The organism is Phascolarctobacterium succinatutens (genome assembly GCF_023497905.1).
Classification (GTDB): Bacteria; Bacillota; Negativicutes; order Acidaminococcales; family Acidaminococcaceae; genus Phascolarctobacterium_A; species Phascolarctobacterium_A succinatutens.
Genome location: NZ_CP097284.1, coordinates 1,668,909 through 1,681,826, shown reverse-complemented (window position 1 = coordinate 1,681,826; position 12,918 = coordinate 1,668,909). Strand labels below are relative to the sequence as shown.

The 12,918-nt window shown below is 45.8% G+C and carries 15 protein-coding genes and 1 other RNA gene; 15 read left to right on the top strand and 1 reads right to left on the bottom strand.

Translation table 11 applies throughout. From position 1 onward, the window contains the following. The first annotated feature begins 85 nt into the window (after positions 1-85). A complete protein-coding gene (locus tag M5E81_RS07950; RefSeq protein ID WP_249747239.1) occupies positions 86-250 on the top strand; it encodes a hypothetical protein in 165 nt (54 codons plus the stop codon). Here M5E81_RS07950 and M5E81_RS07945 read toward each other — a convergent pair. Next, a complete protein-coding gene (locus M5E81_RS07945; RefSeq protein ID WP_249747238.1) occupies positions 223-873 on the bottom strand; it encodes a helix-turn-helix domain-containing protein in 651 nt (216 codons plus the stop codon). The genes M5E81_RS07950 and M5E81_RS07945 overlap by 28 nt on opposite strands. A gap of 174 nt (positions 874-1,047) precedes the next feature. Here M5E81_RS07945 and M5E81_RS07940 point away from each other — a divergent pair, with 174 nt between their 5' ends. The 14 genes from M5E81_RS07940 (at position 1,048) to M5E81_RS07875 (ending at position 12,387) form a co-directional block, all read left to right on the top strand. After that, on the top strand, positions 1,048-1,254 hold the full coding sequence (locus M5E81_RS07940; RefSeq protein WP_249747237.1) for a hypothetical protein: 207 nt from the start codon (positions 1,048-1,050) through the stop codon (positions 1,252-1,254). Positions 1,255-1,269: 15 nt separating this feature from the next. Next, positions 1,270-1,734: a hypothetical protein gene (locus M5E81_RS07935; protein WP_249747236.1), complete on the top strand. Its 465-nt coding sequence runs from the start codon at positions 1,270-1,272 to the stop codon at positions 1,732-1,734. Further along, positions 1,734-2,012, top strand: a complete 279-nt coding sequence (locus M5E81_RS07930; RefSeq protein WP_249747235.1) for a hypothetical protein — start codon at positions 1,734-1,736, stop codon at positions 2,010-2,012. Before M5E81_RS07935 ends, M5E81_RS07930 begins: the two co-directional genes overlap by 1 nt. Positions 2,013-2,152: 140 nt before the next feature. Beyond that, complete coding sequence (locus tag M5E81_RS07925; protein ID WP_249747234.1) at positions 2,153-2,515, top strand: hypothetical protein; 363 nt, start codon at positions 2,153-2,155, stop codon at positions 2,513-2,515. Between the two features lie 3 nt (positions 2,516-2,518). Next, complete coding sequence (locus M5E81_RS07920; protein WP_249747233.1) at positions 2,519-3,355, top strand: ERF family protein; 837 nt, start codon at positions 2,519-2,521, stop codon at positions 3,353-3,355. Positions 3,356-3,370: 15 nt separating this feature from the next. Then, the gene (locus tag M5E81_RS07915; RefSeq protein ID WP_249747232.1) at positions 3,371-3,793 is read left to right on the top strand and encodes a hypothetical protein; all 423 of its coding nucleotides are present in this window, start codon (positions 3,371-3,373) and stop codon (positions 3,791-3,793) included. Positions 3,794-4,861: 1,068 nt separating this feature from the next. After that, a complete protein-coding gene (locus M5E81_RS07910; RefSeq protein WP_249747231.1) occupies positions 4,862-5,260 on the top strand; it encodes a hypothetical protein in 399 nt (132 codons plus the stop codon). 266 nt (positions 5,261-5,526) lie between these two features. Continuing rightward, positions 5,527-5,730, top strand: coding sequence for a BrnA antitoxin family protein (locus M5E81_RS07905; protein ID WP_249747230.1), 204 nt, complete (start codon positions 5,527-5,529; stop codon positions 5,728-5,730). Positions 5,731-5,897: 167 nt separating this feature from the next. Beyond that, positions 5,898-6,638, top strand: coding sequence for an alpha/beta hydrolase (locus tag M5E81_RS07900; protein ID WP_249747229.1), 741 nt, complete (start codon positions 5,898-5,900; stop codon positions 6,636-6,638). Between the two features lie 28 nt (positions 6,639-6,666). Next, on the top strand, positions 6,667-7,128 hold the full coding sequence (locus M5E81_RS07895; RefSeq protein ID WP_009146157.1) for a PaaI family thioesterase: 462 nt from the start codon (positions 6,667-6,669) through the stop codon (positions 7,126-7,128). Between the two features lie 10 nt (positions 7,129-7,138). Continuing rightward, positions 7,139-9,502, top strand: a complete 2,364-nt coding sequence (gene rnr / locus M5E81_RS07890) for a ribonuclease R (RefSeq protein ID WP_419720859.1) — start codon at positions 7,139-7,141, stop codon at positions 9,500-9,502. Between the two features lie 2 nt (positions 9,503-9,504). Next, positions 9,505-9,972, top strand: coding sequence for an SsrA-binding protein SmpB (gene smpB / locus M5E81_RS07885; protein ID WP_249747227.1), 468 nt, complete (start codon positions 9,505-9,507; stop codon positions 9,970-9,972). A gap of 110 nt (positions 9,973-10,082) precedes the next feature. Next, positions 10,083-10,432, top strand: a transfer-messenger RNA (tmRNA) gene (ssrA, locus tag M5E81_RS07880). 623 nt (positions 10,433-11,055) lie between these two features. Next, positions 11,056-12,387, top strand: coding sequence for an RNA-binding domain-containing protein (locus tag M5E81_RS07875; RefSeq protein WP_009146153.1), 1,332 nt, complete (start codon positions 11,056-11,058; stop codon positions 12,385-12,387). The last annotated feature ends 531 nt before the right edge of the window (positions 12,388-12,918 follow it).

Below are 12,918 nucleotides of genomic sequence, written 5' to 3'. Positions count from 1 at the left end.
TAACTTAGAATAACAAGACTCTGAAACACTGAAAAGCGAAAAATGGTCGCGAGGTATAACAAGCGCTTGGGATGTGGCGGCGGTGTTGGCGCTGCAGCTGGCCGCGCTGATTGCGGCCGTTGTCCGGGCACTTCATCAGCGCCGGGAACGCCAACAGATAAAGAAAAAGCACTTGCCGGGCGTGGAAGTGCTGGAGAGCTGCCAGAGCGTGAAGGCTGGCAGTTATTTTTTTGTGTCGGGGTTTTCATAATTCCAATAGTCGCGGTGCATTTCCTGCATAAATTTTATATTTTCTCCGTTTGGTGTATAAAGATATTGCGTATATAAACACTGAAAAACTTGTGCTAACGGCTCGGCATCATACGATGCAAGGCCACGTTTTCGCAGCATATAGCAAATAATATTTGCTATGTTATCCATATTTTCACTTTTTGCACTAACAAAAACATAGTAAGCAGCATTAGAGAAGGACAGTTTTTCAGTTCCTGCAATTAGCTTTTCTAGTGTTTTTCTTTGCTCTACAGGTAAATTAAAACATAAATCTTCAAAAAGTGTGATTTTTCTTGTGTGGATATTGTCCATTTCGCTTTCTGGTAAAGCATCTAACATATCTTCGATTTTAAATTCATCTTCTGGCTTCGAGTCACTTAGGTTTAATTCGTTACTGTAAAGCAGTTTGCTTATAGGAATATCTAAAACAGCAGCTAGCTTTACACGCTTTTCGAAAGGTATCACTTTTACTTTTCCCTTTTCGTATGTAAAAACAGCATCCCTTGTAATATCAAGCTTTTCCGATAATTGTGCCTGGGTTAAATGTTTTTCTTTTCGTTTAGCTCGTATCAATTCGCCGATTTTTTTTTGTTCCGTTAGCATTTTATAGACCGCCTAATATAATAATATATTTTATTATAACATTCAAAAAGCGAATAAGCAACGCAAAAACAAGAAAAAAGAGCAAGAAAAGCGGTTGACATTCGTAAAAATGCGTGATAATATAGTAAATGCGAATGAGGTTCGCAAAAGTAAGAGAAAAAAGGGGGTGAAATAATGGATAGTGCGTTATTCAAATACTATGCCGCTAAAAATGGTGACAATATGCGTAGCGTTGCTACATTTCTAAACAGAGCGCCTTCTACAATTACAACATATCTTCACGGCGGAAAGACTGATTTTAGCCGTTCCGACATAGCAAAGCTGAAACAGCGTTGGCAGCTTACACCGGAACAGGTAGACAAGATTTTTTTCAATGACTAAAAGGGGGTTTTACCAATGACAGAACAGAAACATTTTGCACCGCTGGCCGTTGCGCCGGATGATTTTGACTTTGAAGAAGTTGATGATGAAGAACTTGATGAAGTCGAAATTTGCCCTGGCGTGTTTGCGTCGCGTAATATTCTGGAAGGCGAACAGCGCCGGGCGCTGAACCTGCTGGAAGATGCGGAAACAGTCAAGCCGCTTGTGCTGCAGGCAGCCAAAGAGGTTACACGCGACAACTACCAGCCGCGCGAGGAAGTGGAACAGGCAAGCCGTATCTTTATGGCCGTATATGACGGCACACTGAAAGCTGATGACTTAGCGCCGCATGATTCCAGAATAGCGCGCTTTTATAAGCAGCTGCAGCGTGACGAAATGAAGGCGTTCAAACAGCTTTTTGCAATGGCTATTGAATACGGCTATAAGCTGGCGCAGGAAGGCGCGCCGGGCGCTGATGCAGCTGCAGAGGGTAAAAAGTAATGGATAATGAAAGCGTGAATATTCAGACGATAAACTACGTTGATTCCCCGGAAACAGCGCCAGCAGCACCAAACGCTTCAGACCTGCAGGAGCAGCCGCTACAAGAACAAAAGCATTATTTGTTAAATGCCGATGAAGTGGCGGCACTTCTGAAAATCAAAAAGTGCATGGCTTACAAAATTATTCGTGATTGCAATTCAGAACTGCAGGCAGCCGGAAAGCTGGTTATTCGTGGCAAGGTGTTAAAAAAATACTTGCTGAAGAAAATAGAGGTGTAAAACATGAGAAGAACAAGAGTTATTAGGCGCTTTAATTATGCGAAAGCAGCCTTTTATGTATGGGCGTTGGCGTGTATTACGTTCGTGGCTACTAATGCGGTTGTGAAAGTAATGGCGGTTAAGGCGCTGGGGGTTAGATAATGTCAAAGCAGAATAAACAGGCGGATGAATTGCCAATAGTATTAGGGCAACGCTTGCACGATGTTTCGGAAGATTTTTCGCTAATGGCAAGGGATGCGGCTTCAACTTATTCTCATGGTATGCTTTATAGCTTAGCTAATACGGCGCTTGAAGTTTTTGCAATAGCAAGCGCAGACAGGGAACAGCAGGAGTGGAGCGGGCACGCTATACTTGTTACTTATTGGGCGGGGTTTTTGGAAGGTGTACGCACGCAGAAGCAGAAGCAGCGTAAAAAAAGGACAAAAGAAAAGCCGCTTAGCGATCCAGACGCTAGGCGGCAAGCATTAAAGATTTTAGCCAATGACGAACAGCAAAGTCTTTAATACTTGAATTATAACATACAAGGCCGCCAGCTTCAAGCCAGCGGCCTTTATAAACAGGTGAAAGAGGTGAAAAAGGTGAACGTATATGCAAAACTGTTGAAGGTGCAAACAGAGTTAAAAGCGCCGAAAAAAAGGCATAACGGATTTGCAGATTATAACTATAGGAGTTGCGAGGATATTTTAGAAAGTGCAAAGCCGCTGCTGAAGGAAGTCGGGGCGGTTATCCTGCTTAAAGACAGAGTAGAAGAGATTGCCGGGCGCTGGTATATCGTTGCAACGGCCGTTTTTGTTGATGCAGCCAACGGCGAACGCGTGGAAGCAGAAGCCAGCGCCAGAGAAACGGCCGCGCGGCCTAAATTTGACGATGCGCAATTAACAGGAGCTGCAAGCAGCTACGCCAGAAAGTACGCGCTTAGCGGTTTGCTAGGTGTTGATGACGGCGCAGACGTGGACGCGCTGCCAGATTCCGGAAACAATGGCCATACTTCTGGCGCTGGTAAAGCTGCAGCCGGGCCGAAAAAGTCACTTGACGCAAACGGACAAAAAAAGTCAAGTGCTGCAGCAGCGCCAAAAACAGCGCCAGCGCCACGGCCAGCAAAGCAGACGGCCGCCAATGCCGGCAGCAAAGGTCAGCAGGAGCTTATAAACGCGGTACAGGCGCAACTTTTGATAAAAGCCGCTGAAAGAAATGGTGTGCAGCTGGAAAGTATTCTGTGTAGTTTAGGCATTACCGATCTAATGCAGATGCCGGAAAAAAGCTACCGGGAAGAAATAACGAAACTGCAGCGCCGAACCAAAGAAGGCAGCGCAGGCGCTGAAGGTTCTGGCGCTGGCAAGTAGCCGGGCGGTGATGTAATGGCAGATGAACAGGAGAAGAAGGAACAGCAGGAGCAGCGCGGCACGCTATTGACATTCATCAACCCGGTGACAGGTGCAGGAACAGTCAAAAGCAATTTTACTAAAATACCGAATAGCATTATTTTTGATAAGAGCGTAAAGTCGCAGGACAAGGAGCTTTATGGTATTTTGCTGGCGCTGCCTTATCGAAAAAGAAAAAGCGGCCGGGAAGGTATACTGATCAATCATGATTATTTGTGTAGGTTGACAGGAGCGAAAAACAGGCAAACAATTCTTAGAAGCATAACTAGGTTGGAAAAAGCCGGGTACTGCAGGCGTGTAAAGATAAGCGGCAAACTTTCAGAGCTGCAAGTCATTATAAGGCCGTCAGTGAGTGAGGAAGAACAAAAGAAAATTGAGGAATTGATAAGCGACGTGTAAGCATGGAAAAGCGGCTTCACGTCGCTTTAAATTTATTCATGTAGATTAACAGCAGCTATTTTCAAGTAGTGTGTACAAAAATACACACTCAAAAAGTGGCGTAAACGCCGATGTGGCAAGGGTTTAGCCTTGTTTTTGGGTAGTGTGTACAAAAATACACACTACTTTTGGAAAGTCGACTCTTGAAACGCCGATGTGGCAAGGGTTTAGGGGGTAGTGTGTATTTTTTTACACCCCTATTCAATATCTTAGTAACTACTACTATAGTACTTAGGTAGTAGTATCTAGGCTATAACTACTAACTTACGCTTATTACCTAACAAGGGAATTAAGTAGTTAAGTATAAGGGCGGAAAAGCGGATAAGATTTATTAACACGCTGCAGGAGCTGGCGGCGCTGCCTTGCTATGTAGATAGCGTTATAAGCTGCATACTCAAATTAAGTATTTTGGTATATGGGCGGAAAAAATCAAGTATTTAAGGAGAGCCGGGAAGGGGGCATAGAGCTTCTGAAGGCAATAGATACATGATTTATATACAGGTGGTTTGTGGCGCTGCGAGAAGGCACGCTAGGAAAGCGCAGGAACAGAGAAAGGCAAGGAACGAATATAAGAGCATGGCCAGAAGCTGCAGGAATGGCGGTAGGTTCTTTCAGAAAAAGAAAAAGCTTGCGGGTCGACGAACTCCCGAAAAGAATTTAGCTGCAATTTTTCAAAAAACGATTTCCTTCCGCTGGTGTTGGTTAGAACGAAAAGTAACATTAAAGGCCAAAAACAGAAGTGGCGCAAAATGCGGAAATGAGCAAGAAGCTTAATTTCCGCAAAGCAAGGTACTTCCTAGGGGGTGGGCGGCTTGCGGTGGTCGGGCATTCCGCACCGGAACGGCTTTAAAAAAATATAAAATTTTGGGGTGGTAATGTAATAACTTGCGGCCGTTGGCCCGGCGCTTCATCCGCGCCGGGAACGCCAGCGCCAAAAAGAAAGAGCCGGGCGCTGCTGCTGAATTTTCGTGGTATTATTGAAATAAGCAAAAAACTGCATTTTAATATATTCAGAAAGAGGGGCGCGCCGTGGATAAAACAGAAATTAGAAGCAGGCTGGAAAGTTTGCGCTGGTACGATGAAGAAGAAAAAAGCCTTGCGGAACTTCTTGCCTGGGTAACAAGACTGAAAGCTAAAGAGCCTATATTGAGAAGCTGCCAAAGTATAGACAAGTGTATAACTTATATAGAGCAGGAAAAAGAAGCTTGCCAGCAAAGCCGGGGAAAGTGTATGCGCTTGCTAGACCTTGCAACCGATGATGCAGCGCGTAAAGTGCTTTATGTGCGTTATGAACAAGGCTACACGGCAGAACGCACGGCCGAACTTCTTTGCTATTCGTTAAGCAATGTATTTAAACTGCAGTGCAAATGTATTACTGAAATTAGCGCGGCGCTGACAGCGGCAAGCGCCCCCCGGGGGGAAAAATAATCGCAAGGCGCTTTTCGTGTAGACCGGACTGCTCCCCTCAAAACACAAATTTTTTTCTTTATTCATTTGGGAAAAGAAAAAGCCGGGGACTGCTGCCCTGGCTTCTGTGTTATGGATACGTGGAAAAGGTAAAAATAATATTTTACGTCCGATAATGTGCATTATGTTAAATATGCATACTCTACAAATAACTAAACTTGCGTAAATTATGTGATAATAGTATAATATAGACAAAGGAAAAAATCAAGGAAGGCAGGTGCTTTATAATGGCAAAAAAAGAAGGCCGTATCAATGCAGCGATAGACGCGGAACTCATGGAAAAAGGAAAGGCGCTGGCAGCGGCGCAAGGTATCAGCTTTAGCAGCTTGTTGTGTAAGTTGCTGGCTGCGTATGTAGAAAAGAACGCTGCTACACTAGCGAACTATGAGAAGGCAAAGAAAGAACTTGAAAAAAGCTTAGGTGATTTCTAGCCGGAACTAAAACGGAACTAAAATATCATAAAACAGATAAATGAAATTTTTTTTAGTCAAAAAAAGCCTATAAATACAACGATTTGAAGCCGCTTTTACTGCTTTAATTGCAAAACTGTTTTATGATATAATATAAATTAGTATAGAATAATTTTGAGGTGAAGCTTGTGCGGATAATTGAAGGTGCAGAATCATTTCTGCTGGAGGGAAAGAATAATAAGGCAGTGTTGCTCTTGCATGGTTACACCGGTGCGCCGTCGGAAATGCGTCCGCTGGGTGATTATCTGCATGCGCTTGGTTATACTGTGAGCTGTGTGCGCCTTCCCGGCCACGGCACGAGCATCAAAGACCTGGAGGCAACCACCGCGACGGATTGGTATGCTGCTGCTGAAGCGGAATGCCTGGAGCTGCTGGCGCGCTTTAACAGCGTTTATGTGGCAGGCCTGTCGATGGGTGGATTGCTGGCTATCAAGCTGGCAGCAAAGCTGCCGGTGAAGAAGGCTGCCTTTATTTCGGCACCTATTTTTGTGCAGGATAAGCGTGCGCCGCTGTTGGCGTTCTTGCGCTTTTTCATCCACTACCTGCCTAAGCATAAGAAGAATTATCAGGAGCTGCAGGAATATTGCATCTCCTATGCCAAAATGCCGACGAAGCCGTTGATGAGTCTTTTTAAGATGCTTAATGAATGCAAGAACCAGCTGCTGGCGGAAATCAAAATCCCCTGTTTGATTTTGCAGTCGAAAACAGAGCATACCGTGCAGCCGCGCAGTGCCGAATATATCTATAACAAATTAGCTGCGGCCAGCAGCAGAAGATTAGTCTGGTTTGAGCACAGCGGGCATATTCTGACACTGGACCGCGAGCATGAGGCAGTTTTTAAGGAAATCGCCGATTTTTTTGCTGAATAAAAGGATATTGAAGGGTAGACGAAGAAATATGGATAAGTCATTGTTGAATAATAACGAATACAGCTGGTGCTTTGCCTGTGGCAAGGATAATCCCAGCGGGTTACATATGCGTTTTGAAATTGACGACGACAAGTGCACAGCGTATTTTACGCCGCGCCGGGAGCACCAGAGCTATCCCGGACGTATGCACGGCGGACTGGTGGCAGTGTTGCTGGATGAGGTGACAGGCAATTATCTTTTTGCCAAGGAGGGCAAGCCTTCCTATACGGCGAAGATTGAAATCCGCTACCGTCAGCCGTTGGCGATAGGTGAAGAGGTTGTCTGCACCGGGCGCGAGCTGAAGCGCAAGGGGCGTATGGTTGAAATGCAGGGAACTATCTGCAAAAAGGATGGTACGCTGTTGGCGGAATGTCTGTCGAAGATGATGATTGTGGATGAAACGCCGCAACCGTCGCGCAAGCTCGCCGCAGGCGAGGGTGAAGAAGAATAGAGGTAAAATTATGCAGACGAAGGATATACGTGAAAAAATATTAAATTTTATGCGTGAAGAAAGCTATGCACCGATGACCTCGGAGGAGCTGGTGGATGCGCTGGGGCATGATGTTAATCCCAACAAGTTTTGGGATGAGCTGCTGGCGCTGGAGCAGAACGGCGAGATTATTAAAACACGCTTTGAAACATACGGCCTGCCGGAGAAAATGGGCCTGGTTGCCGGACGTTTTCAGCTGACGAGCAAGGGCTTTGGCTTTGTTATTCCGGATAACAAGGGCGACAGACCGGACGTGTTCATTCCGCCGCGCGCTTTGCATGGTGCGATGAACAATGACCGTGTGCTGGCGCGTGTGAATAATGCGGCGCAGGGCAAAAAGCCTGAGGGCGAAATCCTGCGTATCATCACGCATGCTAATAATAAGGTGGTAGGCGTATTTCACCAGACCGGTGATTTTGCCTTTGTAACGCCTGACGACAAGCGCATCGGTCAGGATGTATATGTTATGCGCAAGCACTTTAACGGTGCGAAGGACGGTCAGAAGGTAGTAGTAGAAATTACCGAATGGCCGCAGGAGCACCGCAAGGCCGAGGGCAAGGTTACCGAGGTTTTGGGCAACATCGGTGATGTGGGTTTGGAGATTCTGTCGATAATCAAGCAGAATGATCTGCCGCTGACCTTCCCGGATGAGGTGCTGGAGGCTTCGCGCAAGGTGCCGAAGTCTATTAAAAAGGGCGAGCTGGCAGGCCGCCGTGATCTGCGTGAACGCACTGTCGTAACCGTCGACGGCGAGGATGCTAAGGACTTGGATGATGCTGTTTATGTAGAGCAGATTAACGATAACGAATACCTGCTGGGCGTTTATATTGCGGATGTCAGCTATTATGTTACGGAGGACAGCGTGCTGGATAAGGAAGCAAGAGAGCGCGGCACAAGCGTTTATCTTGTCGACCGCGTACTGCCGATGCTGCCGGAGCGTCTGTCGAACGGTATCTGCAGCCTGAATGCCGGTGAGGACCGTTTGTCCATGGCCTGCGAGATGCATATCGACAAAATGGGCAAGGTGCTCAGCTACGAGATTTTCCCGGCGGTTATCAATGTACGTCACCGTTTGAGCTACAATATTGTGCGTGCAATTTTGGCAGGCGACAAGGAAATGTGCGACAAGTATGAGGACATTTTGCCGATGATTGCCCGCATGGATATTTTGCGCCAGATTTTGCATGACAAGCGTGCGCGCCGTGGCGCAGTAGACTTTGATTTGCCGGAGCAGAAGGTTATTCTGGACGAAAAGCTGCATCCGATTGAGATTGTGCAGCGCATTCACGGCAATGCGGAGTCGATTATCGAGGAGTTCATGCTGGCGGCCAACGAAACAGTTGCGCAGCACATGTTTAACCAGCACTGGCCGTTCATCTACCGCGTGCATGATATTCCAAGCGAGGAAAAGATGCAGGAGTTCGCCAAGCTGTTGGCAAACTTTAATATTAAATTTATTCCTAAGGAAGAAACGGAGCCGAAGGATATTCAGCAGGCCGTGAAGGAAATCGCCGGCCGTCCGGAAGAACGATTGGTAACTACGGTAGCGCTGCGCTCCATGAAGCAGGCAGTTTATCAGACGGATAATATCGGACACTTTGGCCTGGCGGCGAAGTATTATACGCACTTTACCTCGCCAATCCGCCGTTATCCGGACCTGATTGTGCATCGCCTGCTGCGCGCCTGGATGACAAAGCCCACACTGAAGGAAGCAGATGCCGAAAAGCTGGGCGATAAGCTGGACGTTATTGCCGATCATTCCTCTATTCGCGAGCGTGCGGCAGCGGATGCGGAGCGTGCAACCGTTGACCTCAAAATGTGCGAATATATGGCAGACCATATCGGCGAAGAATTTGACGGCGTTATTTCCGGCGTAACGGCCTTTGGTATGTTCGTTGAGCTGGAGAACGGCGTAGAGGGACTGGTGCATATTTCCAGCCTGATGGATGATTACTACGAATATTACGAGGAGCGTTATGCCCTCGTAGGCACGCACAGCGGTCACACCTATCGCCTGGGTGATAAGGTGCGCATTGAGGTGCTGCAGGTAAATATCAGCGATGTAAGCATCGACTTCATTATGGCAGGGGAAAACGCAGGCGTGCGCGAGCACATCCGCCAGCAGCTGCTGATGAAGCAGAAGCCGAGCAGCGGACGCAGCACGCAGAGCATCGCTCTGAGTGCGGAAACGCAGAAGAAAAAGCACAAGGGTGCGAAGAATAAAGAGGCCGGACGCCGCAGCGCCAAGCACGGCAAGCCTGCGCCGAAGAGCAGTTCTAAGGGTGGCAGCAAGTCCGGTAAAAAGAGCAGAAAAAAGAATAGGAAAAGCAGATAATTATGGCAGAACAAAAGATTAAAATTATAGCAGAAAATCGTAAGGCACGCCATGACTTTACCATTTACGAAACCTTTGAGGCAGGCATTGCGCTGACCGGTACGGAGGTAAAGTCCCTGCGTGCGGGCAAGGCGAACATGAAGGACAGCTATGCGCAGGTAACACGTCAGGCGGAGGTCTTTGTGTATAATCTGCACATCAGCCCCTACGACCATGGCAACATCTTTAACCATGATCCGCTGCGCAGCCGCCGCCTTTTGCTGCACCGTGCGGAGATTAACAAGCTCATCGGCAAGGTGAAGGAAAAGGGCTATGCGCTTGTACCGCTCAAGCTGTACTTTAAGCGTGGTCTGGTGAAGATGGAGCTGGCGCTGGCAGTAGGCAAGAAGCTGTACGATAAGCGTCAGGACATGGCCAAGCGCGACGCTAAGCGTGAGATGGAGCGCGCACTGAAGGACAGGAATCGCTGATAGACGGGTGAATTCACAAATTCTTCATGCACAGTCATTTGACTTTTTGACTAAAGCATAGTAAAATATCATTGTAGCGTATCGGCTCTTTCACCGATATATTCCAATTTGGGGATGTACTGGTTTCGACGGGGGTAGGTGCGGTATGATAAGCGAGCCGTGGTTCCATCTGCACGATAATCGGTGGGCACGTTTAAATATAAACGCTGAACAAGAATACGCTTTAGCAGCTTAATCTGCTAACTGTCTCTGAGCCTCCTCCCGCGGGTGAGGAATGACAGTCAATAGTGGGATACCTTAAGGCTGATTCCTATAGGCTTTAAGGGAACCTCTTTAGGATAGCAATGTGAAGGCCCGTCGTCAGGCAATCGCAGCGCGAAACAAAGTATGACGTCTGCGCTCGGAGAAAGTTGTATGGCAATATTTTCGGACAGGGGTTCGACTCCCCTCATCTCCACCAGAAGTAGTCCAATCGTGACATTTGATTGGTGGAATAAAAAGCAGAGGATAGTGTATAACAGCACTATTCTCTGTTTTTGTTTGAAAATGATTTTATATGCATGAGTGTCGGGATAGAATAGATAATTTCCAATGCTGTTTATTATTTACTGCAGTAGTCATTTGTGCTATAATTCTATTATAGAAGTAACGTGAAATGCGAGGATGTTAAAGCAGATGGGCAGATTTGTTAATCCTGATAACAGCGCTTTTCAAAATGCGGTTAACGGAGAAATATATATAGATAAGAGCAGATTGATAAATAAAAATTTTTAAAGCATAAAAAAAGCCTACTGGATTATATGGTCAGTAATTCAGTAGGCTTGATTTTTGGAACATGTCGGTGTTCAACCGATGAACAAAGTATAACATATAATAATGAGGTGATCGTGGAAAAAGGTGCGCGTCAGTCTTTTTTCGCTTGCAGCTGATAATTTGTGCCAAGTGTCCCGAATAATATATATAATTTAGGACACATGCTGCTCTTGTTGATGCCCTTGCTACTCATTATTCTAACCAATATGATTGACAATGACGATTAGAATGGTTAGAATATGGGTAGAATAGAACTGAGGAGTGAGCAGAATGAGATTCCGGGAAACAGAAACGGTTGAATTAAAGTCTATCGTGATGGATGATATCAAAAAAGAGATTATTGCTTTTGCCAACTGTGACGGAGGCACGATTTATGTAGGTGTGGCAGACGATGGCACAGTGTTGGGAATTGAAAATGCGGATAAATGTGCCTTGCAGATTTCCAATATGGTACGGGATGCCGTAAAGCCGGATGTTACTATGTTCATTCACTATGAAACGCTAGAATGTGATGGAAAAGCAGTTGTGGCCGTCAACATTCAGCGCGGCACAAACCGTCCCTATTATCTGGCAAAGAAAGGACTGCGGCCTGAGGGTGTCTATGTGCGGCAGGGATATTCTTCTGTACCGGCAACAGATACGGCTATTCGGCAGATGATCAAGGAAACCGATGGAGATAGCTTTGAGAATATGCGGTCTATCAATCAGGCATTGACCTTTGAGGCAACAAAAAAGGAATTTGAAAAACGCAATGTTGTATTTGGACAGCCGCAAATGCAGACTTTGAAAATCGTTTCCGCAGATGGCATTTATACGAATTTAGGGTTGCTCCTGTCTGAGCAGTGTCCCCACACAATCAAGGCGGCCGTGTTTGAAGGAATCAATCAGAATGTATTTAAGGATCGCCGGGAGTTTTCCGGCTCTCTGATGCAGCAACTCAATGAGGTCTACGACTATATTGATTTCCACAATCAGACACATGCGACATTTCGGAAGCTTTTGCGGATTGATACACGGGACTACCCGGAGGTCGCCGTCCGCGAGGCATTGCTGAACACGCTAGTACACCGAGATTATTCTTTCCGAGCCAGCACCTTGATCAGCATATACGATGATCGGATTGAATTCGTGTCCATCGGCGGGCTGCTTCCCGGTTTGGAACTTGACGATTTGATGATGGGTGTTTCTGTTTGCAGAAATCCACACCTTGCTAATGTTTTTTACCGCTTGCAGCTGATTGAAGCATATGGCACCGGCATGAAGAAAATCATGGGAGCTTATGCAAATGCTCTGGTGCAACCGAAGATCAAGACAACTAACAACGCTTTTAAAATCATTCTTCCTAATGTGAATTTCACTCCGAAAGCAGCAGAAGCACATAAGAAATTTGAAAATGCGGCAGCTCTGGACTTGGATTCAAATGAGGAAAAAGTTCTGCAATTTTTAAGGGAGCACCTGATGATTACCAGAAAAGAAACACAGACACTGTTGGAGGTTAGTCAGTCTACGGCTGGTCGTATTCTGAAAGCAATGGTAGATAGTGGTCAAATCAAACAGATTGGTGGAAGTCGTACCACACGGTATGAACTTAGAAAAGAGTAATTTATAACAGACAAACCACAAAGGTTTGACGCTGTTGATTTTGGTTTTTCGAGACAGGCTTGATACAGTATTTTTACGCAGGGTGAATATTGTCTGCGGCGGCGTAATCTTTTTTTACGGAGTGAAGTTGTTGCTAAACTTTTAGGAACTTGTATGAGGCTGTAATATAAGAATAGGGATGTGGCTGTTAGTTACCTATAAAACAGCACGAGGATAATGTACTTTCGCGGTACGTTATCCTCTTTTTTGCTTTCAGGATGAATTTAAGCATAGGTGATGTAAAATTTTTATTCTATAGCTTTTTTATGAGAGCAATGACAGTTTCTGTCCATGGTATCGTATATAATTTAGTTATAAGATTCCCTGGGCGATAAGTTTCAGGAGGCTTTGGCAAAGGTAAAGATTTGCGGCTAAATGTTATATATGCTGATTTTAGTTTATCTTGAACCGCTTGTGTTGGAAAACACATTTAGAAGAATTATTAACCTCGGAAGCACGTGGCATATAAGCTGTATTTTGTAGTATAATTAT